Source organism: Protofrankia sp. CiP3 (assembly GCF_917627345.1).
In the GTDB taxonomy this organism is placed as follows: domain Bacteria; phylum Actinomycetota; class Actinomycetes; order Frankiales; family Frankiaceae; genus Protofrankia.
In genome coordinates, this window is record NZ_CAKJTM010000025.1 from 23,443 (window position 1) to 41,572 (window position 18,130).

The window sequence follows — 18,130 nt, forward strand, 5'->3', positions numbered from 1 at the left end:
TCAGCTGGCAGACACAGTCGCCCGTCGATACTGAACGAATATTCTCGTTTTGAGGTCGTGCAGTCTGATTCTAGCCGTGTTGCCAGCGGATGTCGCCGACGACTGACGGCTCCCGTCATCCCTGCGGGGTCCGGCCGGATCGCAGGACCTCCTCGGCCGCCGTTCGTGCGGTGCCTTTCAGGTCCTCGCCGGCGGTCGGTCTCAGCACAACGGCCACGGCGACGGCGTGCGTCCCAGGCTGCGCGCTGGCCGGTACGAAGCCGACAGCCCAGGACGCTTCGTTGGAGCCATTGCTGCCGCCGAACTGGGCGAGTGCGAGATCCTTCCGGTCGTCCTGTGATCCTTTCATCGCATCCATGATTTCGCCTGCGACGATGTGGTCGATCCGAGCATTCTCCTGGTGACAGGACTTCGCAAAGCCGGGAGTGAACTGGGGGCAGCTGACAGGCTTATCGGTCCTGGCCCACGAGGCGAGGACAGCGGTGAAGATCGCGGCCTCGATGGCGGTGCTCCTGAGCGGACCCACGCTTTCAGCCTCGCTGGCGGCACAAAGACCCGTGGCTCCGAAGAAGGACGGCTCAGTGGAGATTTCACCGATCGTCAGTTTTCCGCTCGAGAGGGAGGCCAGTGGGCAGATGAACTCCTTGAAGGTCGAGGCCATCCTCGTGAGGTCGCGAGTTGGTATGTCGCACAGGCCGTGCACCACCGCGTCCATGAGGGGGCTCCTGCAATTCGGTGGCAGACTGTATTTGCCGAGGTCGTCCTTTGAGAACCCGGTGAGTGCGGCCAAGCCGGCGAGGCCGTATACCGGGAACAAGGTCTGTGTCGTCGATACGTGATCGCTGGCGGTGGCAGCGATCACATTGCCGGAATTAAGATCGATCGCGACTATGGCGCCTTCGTGCGTGCCCAATGCCTTGTGTGCGACCTGTTGGACGGCTTGGCTGAGCGTGACTGCGACCTTGTAGGGCGTTGTGCGTTTGGTGAAGGTTTTAGCGACCGCTTCGGCGAAGGGCCCGGGTACCGAGGCGGAGAGGAGAGGATGACCGTCCCGCAGCGTTACAGTCCCGATTGTCTTTCCGTCGGCCGCTACCACCTCATAGGTGGTAGCGGCCTGTTGGACGTGATAGAAGCCCACTGACACGATCAAGGATATGGTCAGACTGCCCACGATGATGCCTGGAGGCCGCGGTTGGGCCCGTTCTGGTATACCGGCTTGCACTCCCACGCCTGTGATGAACCCGATCACGGCGAGGGCGAGGACGAAGGAGGTTCCGTCGGCGGACAGCAGCGGCATGCTGACCCCGAAGGCGAAGCCGGTGAAGAACGCGATGATCGGGAGAATGCAGGCGGCAGTGAACATGGCCGTCAGGCCGAGCCCGAGGTCCCCGCCGAGAGTCCCGGCGGCTCGCCGTGCGCAGTAGAACAGCCACAGGATGAGGGCGGCGAGGAAGGCGAGCGTGAGGACACCACTGATCAATCCGTATTGTTCTATGACGCCGACCAGCCCGAGCTCATGGCGTACCCAGCGGGCGGTCTCAAGCCCGGGATCACCAGGGCCCACGCCCCATATTTTTCCATCGGCGTGCTGGACGGCCTGCGCGACATCATCCCGGGTGAACACGATTCCGGCCGCGTTGCGCTCCGTGTCGAACCACGGCAGCTGGCAGCCGAGTATTGCCGTGGCGCCGTATAGCACCAGCGCTGAAACGGCGGCGATCACACCGCAGCGTATGAGTAGTAATGTGAGCGTTCCGGCTGCGAGAAGCAGCGATGAGCCGAGGTCCGAGGTGAGGATCAGAAGCAATAAAGGTGGCGCAACTGTCCACGTGACACAGGCTGCGTTCTCCCGCAGTTTCCTTGCTAGCGAATGATTTCTGCCGGGAGGGTCCTCGCCCTCGCTTCTCGGGAGGGCAGAGGCGACCAGAATGAAAAGAAAATATGGTAGCAGCTCGGTCGGCTGGATTCCGAAGACGACCGAGCTGACGAGGGTCTGCTCACCGTTGATTTGTGCTACCAGGACGAGGCAGGAAGTCGCAACAGGCGCGACGGAAATCCACCGGGGAAAGTGGCTGCGATCACGATTTCTGCTGAGCAGCTCGCCGATCGAGAGGAAGGCCCAGAGCGCCACCAGAGCGCCAGCGAAGACGAAGAACGAGGATGCGTTCGTAGCAAGATGACGTCTCGAAAGGTACCCGATGAGCAGCAGGGGCGCCAGCAGCACGGCAGTCCGGGTCATGATGCAATACTTGCGACGCCGAGTATGAGCGCTACCAAGATTAATGCGATAAAAACGCCAGCCTGTTGGTCGAGCCTGTTCTGAATTGTCCGCATTCTGAATGGTGTAGAATGCGTACCATCAGCCTTTCGATCATTTTTGACGACTTTGCGGTTGATATTCTCCACGGTCTTCTCGAAGTCGAGCAGTCTGTGATCGTCGGTAGGCAAGAATTCTCGTAGGGGATTCAATTTGACAAGAAAATCGACGAGGGATTCAATGTTATTGATCTGGTTTTTTTGATCTAGGGTTTTTAGGCGCTCGGTCTTCTCGTTGAGGATTTTTCCGGCCCTGTCGGGATCGAGGCCTTTGCTGCGTGCGGTGGCCGCCGCCTTCCTGGTCTGATCGAGCTCGGCCGTGAGACGATTGAATCTTGCAGTTTCTGCAGCTTGGCGTTTGTCGTCCCAGGCACGTACGTGCGCATTGACGGCCGCACTCAGCTGGCGGACGTGCTCCATGAGTCGCTCGTCGTTCTCGTCGGTCTCGGCCCGGACGAGAACGACGATCTCCCAGAGGATGTCATTGCACAACACTGCCACGATGTTCCAGGCGTTTGGACCTGACTGGGTTTGCTGCAGCGTGGTGGTGGCGCTATTGATCCGTTTAACGATCCCCTCTTGGAGGGCGGTGAGATCCCTGGGAGCGATGTCTGCCGGGGCCTGCGCCGACCAGCCGTCACCGTCCGGTTCATTGGGGTATGTCGTGGCCTGCCTGCTGGCATTGTCTATCCCAAGGTGAACGAGCTGTTGTCGAACGAGATTACGGAGAGAGTGCCCGCGTTCCGTTGCGATCCATGCGCTGGCGAGTGGGATGTCCACCAAGGTCAGAATCACGTCGGCAAGGTGTGCGACCCGTGTGGTCCGCTGGTAGGCGGTTTCTAGCAGCTCTTCGAAGCGAGTCCTGACCGCGTCCCGCGCGCTCGTCGCTGGTGACTCGTCTGGTGGCCGCGGCCTGAACAGGGCATCGATCACGTTGCGAAGGTCGTTGATGGGACCGTCGCAACGCGCTGCTCCCGGCGGCCCCACAGCCTCCCGAGAGATCTTCTCAATCGCATTGACAAGCATGTCGGCGGCTTGCGCCTGCGCGTCGGAACGGAGTGTTTCTGTGGCTTGGCCGAACTCACTCAGAATTTTAGATGCTTGACGGCGAACAACGCTAACAGTTGAAGGATCGAGGCGCGAATGCAGCTGCCCGGCAGGATGATGTTGGCGATGGGGTGCTGTTAGAACCAGGCGTGTGAACAACGCTGGGCGTAGGCCCGCGAGATCGTGTTCTTCGAGCAGAGAGCCGTCCCGTGCCGCGTCCAGCAGCATCTCAAGGGTCCAAGCGGGCAGCGTCCAGCCTGATTCGAGCCGATCGCTGATCTTTCTGGTTGAAGTCTCGATCGCACGCGCCAAGCGGTCCCCGATGATCCTGATTGTCTTGTTGTCGTCCGCCTGCGGGTCTACCCTGTGTGGGTCCGGGCCGACGAGCGACTCAAGCGCGTTCCGCAGACGGACACCGGTCTCGGGCGGGTTAAACGGCATGAGCGACGAGACGAGCGCCTCGATGATCTCATCGCGGGTCGGTTTCCAGTTTCCATTGGCGTAGGCGATCAGCTTCCCAACGGGGACAGAGCGATTAGGCGAGTGGCGGCTGGAAGCATTGTGGCGGGCCTCGTGTCGGGATGGCCTGGTTGCCGTGTCCGGCAGGTCCCTCAGCAAGCGCACGAGAACGGGGTGCAGAATGTCGGCCTCGTGTTGGGAAATCAAACTTCTGGTTTCCAAGGCGTCGATCAGGGCGTCAACGGTGTGACGATCGTCGGGAATCTTTCGGCGCCCCATCGCGCGAATCCAGTTCCGGAGTACCGATTCGGCCTCGGCCGGGCTGAGCCGTGCCGATGGCTGGGAATTGATCGGCCACACAGGCTTGTTGTCCGTACTCGGCACGCCGGGTTTGGCGGAGCGGACCTCGACCTGCTCGACGTCTGATGCCGGTCGCTGATCCGGGGTGTCCCGGAGGCCGTGGGCGGCCCGAGGCTGCGACAGCGCGCTGGGCGCCATCGACCGGTCCCGTTCCTGCCACGAGTTCAGGTCTATGCCGAGCCGTTGCGCGTTCCGCACGACCGACGAGGCCCAAGCGGCAACGTCGCTCGTGGTCGATACCGATTCCGGCGTGATCCGCCGCAGTGTGTCATCAGGCTCAAGGTAGGCCAGCACGAGCACCTTGGCCGCCGGGACGACGAGGTTGCCGGGGTCCGCTTGGGAGCTGCCGAATTCGAGAATGTTCCGGTCGTGTGGCCGGCGTGTCCGGTCCAGGAACACGTATGCGGTCGGAGCGGAGACGCCGTGCTGCGGGGGCTGGTAATCCGGCATGAACAGCAGGTCCGGCGTCCGGTCCGGGTCCGATACGTTTGGGAAATCCGCCTCGAAGGAGGAGAAGGATGACCAGGACATCGACGGCGGCAGGACGTCGGTCAGCGCCCAGAGGAGGTACCGGGCACGTGGCTCGTCCGGTCCGATGACCGCGAGCTGGTATCGGGTTTCCCTATCGCGATGCAGCTGACGCTGCTGGAGTACGGCGGCGATGAGCGTGGCCAGTTCGCCTCGGGCTGAGTGGGCGACGATGCCGCGCACAGTCTCCGAAATTTGATCTTCGTATGCTCCGTCCAGGTGCGGATCCGGCGCGGCGACCGAAAAGGGCTCCAGCAGGACAGGGCCGGAGATTCCGGCGGCGGGCTGGACCGTCCAGAGAAGCTGCGACCCGGGCCAGAGATCGAGGCCTGCCGTCCGCAGCGCCCACCGAGCGGTCAGGGTCCTGGCTTGCCCGACGAGAACGTGTGTCCGTACGTCGCGGCGGCTGTCCGGACCCCGCTGCTCGCGGTGGATGACGGCGGCGTTCGTTCCGTCGGTGAGGTAGCACAGAGACGTGTGCGGAAGCTGGATCCCGCCACGTTGGCGGGGGTACTGCAAGGTGTCGAGCCACGTGTCCCACGCATGGTGGTGGTCACCCTGGAGGGAGGTGCCGGCGGCGGCGAACCCGTCCGACTGCTCGAACCAGGCGTACACGATCTGGTGGACCTCTATCCGGTCGACCTCGCCGCCGGCCTGGCCCGCTTGTTGGTGCGTCCCTTTGCCCGGCATATCAGATGCCCACCTCCTTGGCCGCCTCATCGCCCAGGATGCCCGTCATGGCGAGGATCGCGGCCAGCGGGTCCAGTACACGACGCGGGCGGACGCCACGCCGGAAGATCCGGACTGTCCCGGTTCGAGCATGCTCCTCGACCGGTCCGGAGCCGGTCGCCGACACGAAGTGCAGGGTGGACCGGCGGAACGCCTCGAACGGTCGCAGCCACGGCGTCGCGCCGTGGGCGTACAGGAACGCGTAGGCGTCGCGACTTTCCTCTTCGATCTCGCTCACGGCCGGTACGAGCCTGGGGCTGCGGTAGGCGGTCAGCGTAGGCCGGCGCAGCCAGCGGGCGACCGGTGGTTCGAAACGCCACTGGTCCGATTTGGCGATCACGGTTGCCGCCGGCACCGTAGAGATCATTCCGTCCTGGCCGCGCAGCCGGTTGAGCACCATGTCGAATGCCGGGTCGCCGCTGACGGGACGGTGGCTGGTGCCACCGTCGCGGCCGATCGCCTGCTCGGCATCCACGACGAAAATCAGCGCGTCGACGGCGAGCACGAAGTTCATCGATGTGGTGTTTCTGGTCAGGTCCTCGCCGGAGACGTCAAAAAAGGCGACCGCGCGCCTGCGCTGGGCGTCGCCCACGAGTAACGCGTCCATGAACAGAACCTGCGCTTCCGCGGGGACCGGTTCCGTCTGCGGGATCACCTCGCCGCGGGCGAGGGGCGCGACGCTGCTACGGACGAACTCCTGGTGCATGTCGATGTCCACCGGCTCTGCGGTCAGCCCGAGTGGACTGAGGCCGTTACGTTCTATTTCCATGATTATTGATGCCAGCAGGTGGGACTTCCCGCTTTCCGTCCGCCCCACCAGGCCGATCACCAGCGGCGATCCCGAGCGGGCGTACGCGACGGGGAGGTAGTGGTCCCTGGGCATGTCCCCGGACGGATTGGGGCACCGCTTCCAGGCGCCGAGCATCTTGTTCGCGCGCTTACGGCCGTCCGCGGTCGGACCCAGGTCGAGCTCGGCGTAGGTGCCGTCCGGTAGCCGTCGAAACAGGTCGGAGTCGTTCCAGGCGAACAGGTCCAGACAGATCGGGCACCGGACCTGGGTCGAGGGCTGGAGTCCACCCCGCGGGGAGCGGGCGTACGCGTACGAGCCACTCTCGCGAAAGGGCGGTGGCGGCGGTGGAACGAAGTCGCTCATCTCATCATCCCTCCCACGGCGGGTTGTCGTCCACCCGGGGGAAAATCCGGGTCATGTCGAGGTCCGAGTCCGAGTCCGAGTCCGAGTCCGATCTGCGCTGCCGCCGGATGCGGTCGAACCGCACCCTGCCCTCGAGGAACTTCGGATCGGCGAGCTGTGGCGGCATCTCGGCGCCACCGGCCGATGTGCTGGGGGGGACGCCCATCCGGGCCAGCACATCGCGTGGGGTCGACCGCAGGTTCGCGGCCTCGAAGAAGTCGGCCAGCACTTCGGCGACGTCCCCACCGACATTCCGTGGGTCCGGCGCACCGCTCATCCCCGGGAGGCGACCGGTGAGCATGTGTACGAGAACCAGGCCGGCGCTGTACAGATCTTCGGATGGGCGGGCGGGTTCCAGCCCGTCCCGTGTCTCCGGCGCCGCCCAGCGGAATTCCGGCGCGGGGCCGGTCGGCTCCTCGGCCAGTGCCGCGTGCCGGAAGTCGGTGACCTGGACGTGGCGGTCGTCCCAGCGCACGGTCTGCGGGGTCAGGCAGCGGTGGACGACACCAGCGGCCGCCAGGCATTCCAGTGCGCGCAGCAGGCTCGCTGGGAAGGCGTCTACCTGGTCGAGCAGGAGCCGGTTGGCCACGTTCTCTGCCGGGTAGCCGCGTTCGGCGAGCAGGATGAACGGTTCTTCCTCGGTGTCACCGAGGTAAGAGCCGACCAGTCGTGACAGTTCCCGCGGATAGCGTTCGGCGCTGAACGACTGAACGAGGTGGAGGCCAATCTGGATCTCATTGTCGAGTAGATCATAGCTGTCTGTGTCAGAGCTGGTGCTGGTTGGTGGCCTGCGTCGGCGGCTGCTCCCGGCCGGAAGTCGTTTCTGTACATACTCGGCGCGGGTCTGGGTGTCGACTACGCGGCGGGCCAGGTAGACCGGGTCCGTCGGCGGGCCGTCCTCACCCACCAGCGCGCGCATGACGCGCTGGGCGCCATGGATGTCCCGGTAGACGAGGTGGACGCTGTCCATGCCGTCGAAGGGGTCGGTCCGGCCGGCGCTGGTCCGCCGGCTGGACCGTCGTCCGGTCGGTTCCGCCGGCCACCAGGAGGGGCGCGGCGGCCAGCCATCCGCCGGGCTGGTCACGAACCCTCCTCGATGATGGTCTCCACCGCGCCGGGGCGCATCCGGGCGAGCCGGAGTACCCCTGCAACCTGGCCCCAGTCCGTCCAGACCAGATCACCGAGCAGGGCCGGGCCCAGGTTGAGGGAGGGGTCGGCGGGCGCTTCCTGCCCCCGGCGGGCCAGCGCATGTTGCGCTGCCTTGGGCGCGAACCGCACCAGCGCGGCGGTCGACGGTGCGACGTCGATGAATTGGAGGTGCTCGGGTGCGCACAGCTGCAGGATGCCCGGGTCGGTGACGGACGCTCGCAGCAGTCCGGCCACCCGCCGCGACTCCCGCCAGACCGCGTCGACCAGGTTGTGCCGGTCGGCGCTCACGGTGCCGAACGGCGGAGTGGCGTGGATACCGGTCCGGTCGAGATGTCGGCCGTAGACAGCGAGGGTCGAGTTGACCTCTTTGGTGACCCAGTGTTGCAGCGCGTCGATGGCGTCACGTTCAAGATCGGCCCAGCAGTCCTCGACCACGGTGCTGACGACGTCGACGATGTCGTCAGCGATGATCTTTGTGATCTCGGGGCTGTGATCGCGGAGCAGCCTCGCGACTTCGTCGTCCACTCCGGCTGCGCGGTCAGGCCGGGGCGACGGCGGATGTCCCCGCAACCGCTCGGCGTAGGCGTCCAACTCCGTGCTGATGTCCTCGAATGCGGTCGACATCGCCCGGGTAAGATCGGCGGCCTTGCGACGGACTGCGATCAGGACCCAGTCGTGCAGGGCGACGTCGACGATCAGGTCGTTGAGGTTCTCGATGTGACGGTCGGCGAAGCTCACGAGGCGCTCCGGCCGCCATTGCCGGACAGCTCGAGACCAGACAGCCTGTGGCCACCACAGCAGGCCAACTACCGCGACGCCGAGCGCCATCAGCTGGACCGGCGTGGTCAGGTACGGATCGAGCAGGGGCCATGCGGTCAGGGAGACGCCGACGGCTGCCCCGATCGCGGCCAGCAGGCACAGCACGAGCAGGTCCCTGGAGCTCTGGACGTGCGCTGGGGTCTGCCGGGCGACGGTGAGCCGCCACCCGCCGGCGGCGGACGCGGCCAGCGCGGCCAGCGCGATCGGTATCCCGAGGAACATCGAGCCGGCAGCCAGCCCCGCCAACAGACAGCAGACGACGACCGGCAGTGCCGCAGGCGTTGAGGTGAGTTGCAGGACCAGTGCGGGAGGGCGGCGTAGTAACACGATGTCCTCGTCGCTGCACACTCGGTCGAGATCATCGACGCGTGCGCGGCTGCCGGTCGGCGTCAGCATGGCGTGCATCCGGTCCAGCCAGCCGCCGATCTCCGTGATCGGGTGTCGGCGTTCCAGCGCGGTGCGGATCAGGTGCTGCAGGCCGCTGAGCACATCCCGGCCGCTGGTGTCCGCGGGTGGGGTGAGGTCGAAGCCGTGCCGTTCGAGATCCATGGTCGAGGTGGTGTCGAGCGGGTGACGGCTGTCGTAACGTGTGAACAGCTCCCCCAGTAGCCCGCGGAGCTCGGCGAGCCCGTCGCCGGTCGCCCGTACGTTCTCCCAGATCGTCCCGGCGTGGCTGAGCCCTCGTCCGGTGGTCACGCCCCCCGGTCGTAGGATCGCACCGCGGCTTGTGACGACTGCCCGCGAGTCGCTGGCCTCCTTGATGAGGTTCCGGCAGCGGGCGATATCGCGACCGACCGGTCCGGTCGGCCCTACCACGAACATGTCGGCGTGCGGTGTCCGTGGGTAGCGCAGCAGGAGGGTCAGCGGTTCGATCACAAGGTCGGGCGGGGGGATGTCGCCTCCGTCCGCGCGCCGCCGGACCAGTAGCCGGTCGACGGCGCGGACCTGTGCGTCGGCCAGCACCTCGTCGTCGGCCCGGCCGACCATCGCCCGTAGGCCCGGAGCGGCGACGCCCTCGGGCAGCGCGCCGACGGTCTCGTAGACCTGGTCGAAGATCCGCGGTGTCCGTAGCGCCTCGATGAGGGCGTCCAAGGCCGCGCCGTCGTCCGCGGCGTCGCCGACGGCGATGGTGGTCGGCTGTGCCTCGCTCATCTCCCAGCCGATCCCGCGGGCGTCACCCACCCACAGGGTCACATGCGGCGCCCGCAGCGCGAACGGCCTGCGCAACGCTACCCGCCGACGCGGTGGTGGCGCGTTCGCCGGGCCGAGCGGCGGACCGAACCGCTGGGCGACATCGTCGTGGGCCGGGCCGATGACCAGGCAGATCACCTGGCGGACGCTCGGCGCCTTGACGATTTTCTCGATCCCCGCGATGTGACTCTCCAGGTCGCGGGTGTCATCGATGATCAGGATCCGGCCGCAGTCGCTTTCGGTCAGGCCGAGGCCGCGGGCAAACGCGCGCTGGAGCTCGGCGAACGGCCCGAAGTCCATGAGGTCGTCGTAGCGTTCCCGGAAGTCGATGTCGATGACGGTCGGTTCGATGTCGGTCAGGAGTCCGGTGGTGCCCACGGCGTCACGCCTCCGGGTTGCGGGTCTCGACCATGTCGAGCAACTGCCGAAGGTTCGCCCGTACCGGGGTCGCGACGTTTTCAAAGGGCATGTCCAGCGCAGCTGGAACGGTCGTCGCCCAGAAGTCGTACTGCTGGCTGGCCCATCCCTGCGCGCCCGGTGGGAGTTTAGCCAGCATCTCCTGGAGTAACCTGGCCTGCTTTCCGGCGGTCTCGGCGAAGGCCTGCATGACCACACCCGGGTTTCTCAACCGGCCTGTCACACCGTCGGGCTGGGTCCGCATCAGTTGCTCGCAGAACTCACCGCGGATGCGATCGTCACCCGCGAGCGTCCAGTCCTCGTAGGCGCGCAGCACGCTACCCCAGGACGACGCCGGCTCGAACGGTGTGAGTTCCAGAGTCATCGCCGCCGCGTCAGCCGTCCCGAGCGATACCCGGATGGTGTCAGGGGATGCGATGACGCCGTCGATGACGGTGATCCTGTCGTTCCACATGGCGCAGAGAACGTGGTGCAGGATGCGGATCCGGTCCTCCTCGGTGGTGGCGAGCCAGCCGTAGTCGTATCCGAGCCGCTGTCGCCATTTCAGGAAGTCCTGCGGTTGCTCGTCCTTGAGCGCCTCGGCCCAGTGGGCCAGGATCTCGCGCAGTTCCGGTACCTCGGTGATGCTCATGGAGGTGCGGAACAGGACGACCGCGATGGAGTCCGCGTTGATCGGTCGGAATTCGACGACCGTGTTGGTTTCCTTGGGGAGGCGTATCTCCTCGCGGAGATACCGTTCGATCCGGGTGTCCTTGCTGCCAGCGGGGTAGGAGATCAGGACCTTCAGGTCACCGGAGCCCTGCGGGGAGAAGTTCGCCGGCACCAGCCCGTGCACCTTGTTGCGGAACTGGCGGATGTCATCGTCGCCGAGCGCAGTCGGCCCGTCCCGTCGGACGGTCGCGGTGAGCAGGCTTGCCATGGTGGGCAGCAGCGGTTCGGACTCGAACCCGTCCTGCTGCAGGAATAGCCGTTTCACCTCCTGCTTGAGCCGGTCCCGAGCCACCGCCACACCGGCCGCGCCACCCAGGTTGATGCTTGTCTCCCACACGTGCCGCCAGCCGTCCGGACCGAGGATGCGGTGGACGACATCGCCCTCCGTGCCGGCGCGCCGACCGTGGTGGATCTCGATGAGCCGGGCGAGGGCGTCGCGGTAAAAAGCGTCCATGTCGCCCCGCGGCGGCAGCAGGTAGGTGACCCCGACCCGGGGTCGGTAGAGATCCGCTGTGCGTTGGGCGAATTGGCCGGGCTCCGCCTGGGCGTGCTCCTCGAAGGCTTCGATCAGGCCGGCCAGCTGGCCGCGGAACCGCCGCATCGTCCTGTCCCAGCGGTTGACCTGCTCGTCCCAGGCCGCGTTCCAGATACACCTGGCCCGCCATGAATACCAGCTGTCCTGGTCTTCCAGCGTCTGGCGGACGGGCGTGTCGCCCCACTTCGCCTTGTCCGTGCCGAGCCTGCGGTCTTTCAGTGACCGCGTCGCCGGTGGGTTGATCTGGATTCCGGGGGGAGCGGGGGGCTCGGTGCGGCGGTTGGCGAGGAACCCGACAACGCCGCCCCGGCTGGCCGGGTCGTCGTTGGAGGCCGGGTCGCCGTCGACGACCCGGCGGACCCGGAACAGGTCGACGTCGGTGAGGAGGTCCTCGAGGCCGGCGGCGGGGTCGTAGGTCATCGCCAGTTCCGGCACCGTCCGGCGGACCTGGGCCTGGAGGGCGACCAGGTTGTCTTCCATTGTCTGGACGCGGGTACGCAGCGCCGAGAGGATGGCGGCCGACCCCCGGGCCGGGCTGGGCTCGCCGAACGGCAGCGGCTGACGGGAGACGATGGCGCCGATGTTGGCCGCGGCGGCGAACTGGCGGATCATAGCTGTGTTGTCCTCGCCGGCACCTGTCCGCAGGGTTGCCAGGTCCTCATAGGCCCGTGCGAGTAGCCGGGAGGCCACGACGTCAGCGAGGCCGTCGACCGGGATCGTCATGGACGCGACGAGGCTCGTCGACACCCCGCGCCGGCCGATACCCGAGGCGGCCGCCACTTGGCGCTCGACGCCACGGTTGATGAAGTCGTCGGCGAAGGACTGGTAGATCCGATCCGCCACCGTGCCGCCGTCATCGTGTTCGGTGCCGGTGCCGACCAGCGAGAGGATCAGCGAGACGACCGAGCGGTGGAGGTCGTCACGGTCGACGCCGTCGCTTTTGCTGAACAGGAACCCGGTCTGAATCGTCGAGGGCAGGAGAGAGACCGGGGTGTCTCGGTCCGGGTAGCGAACGCCGAGGGTTCCGGTGGTCCCGCGGACCGTCAGTTCGGTTCCGGACGCACGCCCGTTCTGGTCGTCGATGAGCCGGTAGAGGTCCAACAGTGCCCGCCCTGCGTTCAGCTTCGCCCGCCGGCCGCCGCCGACGCCGTCCTCGAAGGCAGACGGCATCAGCACGAGCGGGTAGATCTGCGCCCGGAACCTGGTCCGCTGGAACACATCGCCGATCAGATGCAGATAGTCGTAGAAGATGCCGGCGCCGGTGCCACCCGCGACCGAGAACGCGACGAAGACGTCGCAGGTCTGGCCGAGTCGGCCGCCGAGCGCGGCGAGCTCGGCCGCCGAGTTGCTGATTTCGCCGGTGGCATCGGCGAGCGGCTTACGCGCCGGGGACAGGCCATTACGGAACGTCTCGAACAGGGCGGCACGCCCAACGGTCGGTAGTTGGCCGGCGCCGCGGACGAGAGGCGAGACCTTCGGCTCGCCCGTGGGCGGTGGCAGCCACTCCCGGACGTAGTCGTTCGCGTTCGTGCGCAGGCTACGGGCGACATCCGGGAAGGTGTCGAGGTCGGGAATGAGGTCGTGGACTAGGTGCAGAGTCGGGCCGGCAGCCTCCTTGTGCTCCTCGGCGGGGACGACGCGCTGGCGCAGTCTGGTCAGCTCCGACTGGTTGAGATCCGCGTAGACGAACTGCAGGCAGGAGGGAAGCTGGTAGGGCAGATAATTCGTGCCGGGTACGCGATCGATGAGATCGCGACCGTCGGGTCCGCACAGCTCGTCGCGCAGCCGACGTTCCAGGTCGGTGCCGACGAGGCAACCGGTGCCGCCCAGGCCGACGAACAACATCGGCTGGTAGATGTTCATACGCGGATCCTCAAGTTAGTCGGTCAGGTCGTCGTTACGGGGGCGATCCCGGCGGGGCGGCAGGTCGGGGCGACTCCTTCTGGGCGGTCGACCATCACCAGGGCGGCCCTCGGTCTGCCGGTCTACCGACCTGCGGGTCGTGGCGTCGGCGTCGGACCATCCGCTCTGGGCCTCGGAGGACCCCGACCGCGGGTGGCGTGTGGTGTCGCCGTGGGACCCGGTCGGGCTGTCCCGTCGGGAGGACATGTCGTACGGATCGCTGTCGCGGCTGTCGCGGCTGTCGCGGCTGTCGCGGCTGTCGCGGCTGTCGCGGCTGTCGCGACCGGACCGCCCGTCGCGCTCGTACGTGTCGCCCCACCCCGCGTTCGAATCCCCGTAGGGATCATCAGCGCGGGTGTTGCCGTTGGTGCCGGAGGGCCGCTGGCCACCGCGAGCGCGGCCGTCCGCGACCCCGGTGGAGGCGGCGTCGCTGAAGGTCAGCGCCAGACCGCTCCCCACCGGCGACGGCGTTCGATCGCTCAGTTGCAGGGCCTCGCCGTCCGGGGGGCGGACCATGATGATCCCGTTCCTGTTCCTCGTCAGGACGAACACACGGTCGGTCGGGCTGGCGTGGTCAAGACGGGGCGACGGGGTGGCCGCGTCGCGGATCGTGAAACCGAACCTGGTGCCGGCCCCGTCGGGTGCCTTGAGCCGGCCGATCTGTTTGCCCTCTTTGTGTAGATGGACGGTGATGTCACCGACTCCGCGACCGGTTTTGTACGAGCTGCGCAGCCGCACGAGCATGCAGGCGCCGACGACCAGCGCCAGGATGAGCCCGAGCCACAGCCGCCACAATCGCCGCGGCCAGGACGGGGGGATCTTGACGTCGGTGTCGAAGAAGGCCGACGCGTAGACGATGGCAGGGTCGGCGGTGTCGACGAGCTGGATCCGGCCCGAGGCCGGACCCTGCACGCTGTCGGCGGCGAACACGATCGTGAACTGTCGCTCGTCGTGATTGTCGGCGGGGCTGTCGATCTCGGCCGGTGTGATCGTCGCGTCTGTGCCCTTGTCGAGGTCGACCATCTGCAACCGGAGTCGATGTGGCGCGGTGCCGGTGTTGGCGATGGTCACTGTTCCGGCGAGACTGGCGCCGGGGCGTACCGGCCCCCGGCCGACGGTGATGCTCGCGGTGATCGGCGGCGCGCTGCGGGCCACCCGGGTGCTGAGGTCGGACTGGGCCGACACCACGCCGGGGCCGTCGACGATGCCCCTGAACAGCAGGCCACCGGTCGCCCCGGCGGGAATCGTGACGTGTCCGGTGTATTCGCCATCGGCCGCACGATCGTCCGGCGCGTGCCCGTCGTCGGCGAGCTGAACGCTCTGCTCGGCAACGCCATCGCCGCTCATCGTGGCCTCGAACCTGAGGCCTTTGAGGAGGGCAGCGTTACTGATCGAACCGGAGCGGGTCTGCAGGCGGACGGAGACCTTCACGACCTGGCCGGCCTGGGGCGCGGGCGGGTCGAGATTGATGACCGCCCGCAGCACGCCCTGCCAGATCACCCCGGCGGCAACCTGCTGATTCGGTACGTCGGATCCGGCCCGCAGCTGGACCTTCCAGGGCCCCGGGCGCGGGTTCTCGATCCGCAGCGACTCGACGGTTCCGCTTGTGGCACTGGCGGAGAATCTTGATCCGTTGGCCTCGCCGGCCCGCGGCGCTTCGTGGCCGTCCGGGTCGAGGTAGGTCACGATGACGCGCGTGTCGCCCTTGAGTACGAGGATGACGCCGTCCGTGCTGATTTCCGGTATGTCGACGACCAGCTCCGCCTCGGAACCGCTGCCGAGTGGGGCGGAGTGAAACGGCGTGGTCTGGGCGCAGGTGGCGGAGCCGATCGCGGCGGCCAGCGCGGTGACGACGTCCTGAGAACTGCCGACGATCCGCGCTGCCGGCCTGGCAGACGGGTCGTTGTTGCAGGTCTGTTGGGCACCGCCGGTCGCGAAGGCGTCCAGGGATGCCTTGTCGACCGCACCAAAGCCCAGCGGCCAGATCTGCGCATTTGCTTGGCGGGCCGCGTTGATTTCCTTGGTGAGATTACGCTGGGCATTGACGTTGCGCGAAGCCTTGCTGCCGTATTGCGGGCTGTTGGGGACGTCCAGACGGCCGTCGGTGAGCAGGAAGGCGATCTTTGCTCTGTTCTTGTCGTCCGGCCTATTGAGGATGTTCACAGCCTGGGTGAGTGCGGCCACGTGGTCGGTGTCGTTGCCGTCGGCCGGGCTGCGACGATGCAGGAGCCCGATGCAGGTGATGAGGGACTGCTGTTTGGTGGGGTCGACACCACTGAGTGGGCAGACGTCGTCGACCGCAGCCTGGCCGGGTCCGTTGGAGCTCCCGAAGCCGACTACCGCAATCTCGGAGTCGGTGCTGAGGTTACCCAACGCCAGAACCTGCGCTGCTTCCTTCTCACTGGCGACGTCGGCGTCGGTCAGGCTGCCCGACTCATCGACGAGGATGACCGCCCGCACGGGTCGTGGGGCGATGCCGGGCATGTTTCCGGATTCGCTGTCGCCGGGCGTTGGGCTCGGCGCCGCCTGCGCCTGTGCGGGCGCCGTCGCGAGGATGGCGCCGAGGCAGACGGTTGTCGCCAGAAAGGCAGCCTTCCAGGCGAGGGCATAATGACGGGTTGCGTGCCGGACGAATTTCTGCCCTTGCCCCGAAGCCAATGGACTCTCCCCCAAAGCCGCTGCTTGCTCGACCGGATCGTACCGAACCCCTAAGTCTTTCCCGGCGACGCGAACGGTATTGCGGGTTGACCGCTGTCGTCGAGGAGGGTGGTACGTGGCGAAGTCCACTGGCTATTTTGGAGCGCAGAGTAGCCGAGATATAGCCGATCGTATGTGGACTGTCAGGTGGCCGCAATGCGGCGACACCGTAAACCGGGGGTTCACCAGCCGATCGTGATCGTCTGGTCACGGATTACCAGGGTGGTCCGGTGGCTGGGCTTCTAGCGAGTGGCGTCGTCGGTGACCAGGTCACCGACGACGATGGTGGTGTCGTCGCGGGCTCCGGCGATCATAGCGGCGTCCACAAGCGCGTCGGCGGCCTGTTCGGGGCTCATGGTGCCGAGTTCCATCAGTAGACCGTCCAGTTGTTCGGGCGTCATGACCTTGGTGATGCCGTCGCTGGCGAGGACGACCCGGTCGCCGGCCCGGACCGGCTCCTCCAGCAGGTCCAGCTCCACCTGCTCGTTGAGGCCGATCGCGTTCAGCAGCGGCCCGTTCTTGATGGCGTGCGGGGTGGTGAGCCGGCGAGGCCGGCCACGCCCGGGCTGCAGCCACACGGTGCTGTCCCCGACATGCGCGACGAAGAGGGTCTCGCCCGTGTCATGCTGGCGGCCGAGAACGACGACGTCGAGGGTGCAGGCCATGCCGTGCCAGGACGGCTCCTGCAACGGTTTCTCCCGGACCGTCCGGTTGGCCCGGTCGAGCGCTCCCCGCAGGCCGTCGCGGGGGTCAGCGGCGTACTGCGGACGGAAGCTCGCCACGGTGGTCACCGCAAGGGTGGAGGCGATCTGGCCAGCCGCTTCGCCACCGACCCCGTCGGCGACCGCCAGCAGGCCGTCGAGGACGACGAAGGCATCCTCGTTGGGACCGCCACGCTTGCCCCGGCGGGTCCGCCCAGCGGCGGCCAGCCGCAGCGCCGGCGAGGTGGAGACATCGGGCTCGTTCGCGACCAGCGGGGATACCGGGGGAATCGTCTGCTCCGGTGGCATCGTCGCGGCGGGGTCGTCCCGCGGGTTGCCAACCGCACCGGCGCCGGCATCACCGTGGTCCGAATAGTCGGCGCTCATTCGAGTGATCGCCGTCTCGTCGGTACCAAAGCCATCCTGGCCGCCGGGCATGCCTCGTTCCACGTTGCCAGGGTACGGGTCGTCAGCACGGGGGTCGGCGGCGTGAGGCACGTCAATGCCCGCTGTCGCTGTCGCAGGCGCTGTCGCAGGCGCGACCGCAGGCGGGGGTGGGTCAACGGGTGGCGGTGTCCACCCGGTCGTGTCTTGTTGACGGGGCTGTCCGGCGGCGGATGCCGCCGCGTTGACCGGTGCGGCTGTGGTGACCGCGGTCGCCGTGGCTTCGAAATCCCGATGCGCGGAGTCGTGGGCCGGCTGGGTCGACCAGACGTCCGACTGCCTGTCGTCGGACAGGTCGGACAGCGTGACGTAGGCGGTCGTCGGTGGTTCACCGGATGGCGGTGGTATTGGCGTGGTGGGGGCCCCCGCGTTCCCTGAAAAGGCCGGCTGGCCCAGGCTGCCGGGGTCGGTGGAAGCTGCCGGTCCACCCGGTCCACCCGGTCCACCCGCGCTGGCCGGGCCCGTGCCGGCCGGTCTACCCGGTCCACCCGGTCCACCCGCGCTGGCCGGGCCCGTGCCGGCCGGTCTACCCGGTACGCCCGCTCCAGCGGCGCGGGTGGCACCAGTCGAGCTTCTCAGGGAGTCTCGCAGTGTCGCGAGGACCCCCTGCCGCCGACGTCGGCGTTGTCTGGGCCGTGGGCTCCCAGTGGGCGCCGCCGAGCGTGGCGGATGCGCCGGCCCTGGGCCGAATCCTGAGGCGCGGCTGGAGACGACGACGAAGAGAATCGCGCCGATCAGCAGCACCACGATCAATGTGATGGGTACCACCGAACTGTCCATGGCCTCCGTCCCCCACGTGCGGGTATTCCGATCACGCTAGCGGACGTCCGCGCTGGCGTCCCCCGTACCCACTCAATGGCATCAAGGCAGATCAGCCGATGGATGTGTCGCGACATCGACACAAGGGACCGACACGACTTGACCAGCGCTGAC

General features: G+C 67.1%; 8 protein-coding genes. All 8 read right to left on the minus strand.

Going from position 1 to position 18,130, the window contains the following annotated elements:
* Positions 1–115 precede the first annotated feature (115 nt).
* Positions 116–2,239 carry an FtsW/RodA/SpoVE family cell cycle protein gene (locus tag MJ797_RS11795; RefSeq protein ID WP_239334377.1) on the minus strand — a complete coding sequence of 708 codons (2,124 nt, stop codon included), beginning with the start codon at positions 2,237–2,239 and terminating at the stop codon, positions 116–118.
* Complete coding sequence (locus MJ797_RS11800) at positions 2,236–4,893, minus strand: hypothetical protein (protein ID WP_239334378.1); 2,658 nt, start codon at positions 4,891–4,893, stop codon at positions 2,236–2,238. Before MJ797_RS11800 ends, MJ797_RS11795 begins: the two co-directional genes overlap by 4 nt.
* A 508-nt stretch (positions 4,894–5,401) precedes the next feature.
* Positions 5,402–6,592, minus strand: coding sequence for a hypothetical protein (locus MJ797_RS11805; RefSeq protein ID WP_239334379.1), 1,191 nt, complete (start codon positions 6,590–6,592; stop codon positions 5,402–5,404).
* A 4-nt stretch (positions 6,593–6,596) separates the two neighbouring features.
* A complete protein-coding gene (locus tag MJ797_RS11810; RefSeq protein ID WP_239334380.1) occupies positions 6,597–7,715 on the minus strand; it encodes a serine/threonine-protein kinase in 1,119 nt (372 codons plus the stop codon).
* Positions 7,712–10,168, minus strand: a complete 2,457-nt coding sequence (locus MJ797_RS11815; protein ID WP_239334381.1) for a hypothetical protein — start codon at positions 10,166–10,168, stop codon at positions 7,712–7,714. The genes MJ797_RS11810 and MJ797_RS11815 overlap by 4 nt, the downstream gene beginning before the upstream one ends.
* 4 nt (positions 10,169–10,172) lie before the next feature.
* Positions 10,173–13,316 (minus strand): tubulin-like doman-containing protein, encoded by a 3,144-nt coding sequence (locus MJ797_RS11820; protein ID WP_239334382.1) that lies wholly within the window; start codon positions 13,314–13,316, stop codon positions 10,173–10,175.
* Between the two features lie 15 nt (positions 13,317–13,331).
* A complete protein-coding gene (locus MJ797_RS11825; RefSeq protein WP_239334383.1) occupies positions 13,332–16,013 on the minus strand; it encodes a vWA domain-containing protein in 2,682 nt (893 codons plus the stop codon).
* Between the two features lie 281 nt (positions 16,014–16,294).
* Entirely contained in the window at positions 16,295–17,977 is a 1,683-nt protein-coding gene (locus tag MJ797_RS11830) for a PP2C family serine/threonine-protein phosphatase (RefSeq protein WP_239334384.1), read from the minus strand.
* Positions 17,978–18,130: the final 153 nt, after the last annotated feature.

Bases quoted from the DNA above. Each gene is read 5' to 3' on its own strand.
- MJ797_RS11795 (WP_239334377.1), bottom strand. From the start codon at position 2,239: ATGACCCGGACTGCCGTGCTGCTGGCGCCCCTGCTGCTCATCGGGTAC.
- MJ797_RS11805 (WP_239334379.1), bottom strand. From the start codon at position 6,592: ATGAGCGACTTCGTTCCACCGCCGCCACCGCCCTTTCGCGAGAGTGGC.
- MJ797_RS11820 (WP_239334382.1), bottom strand. From the start codon at position 13,316: ATGAACATCTACCAGCCGATGTTGTTCGTCGGCCTGGGCGGCACCGGT.
- MJ797_RS11830 (WP_239334384.1), bottom strand. From the start codon at position 17,977: ATGGACAGTTCGGTGGTACCCATCACATTGATCGTGGTGCTGCTGATC.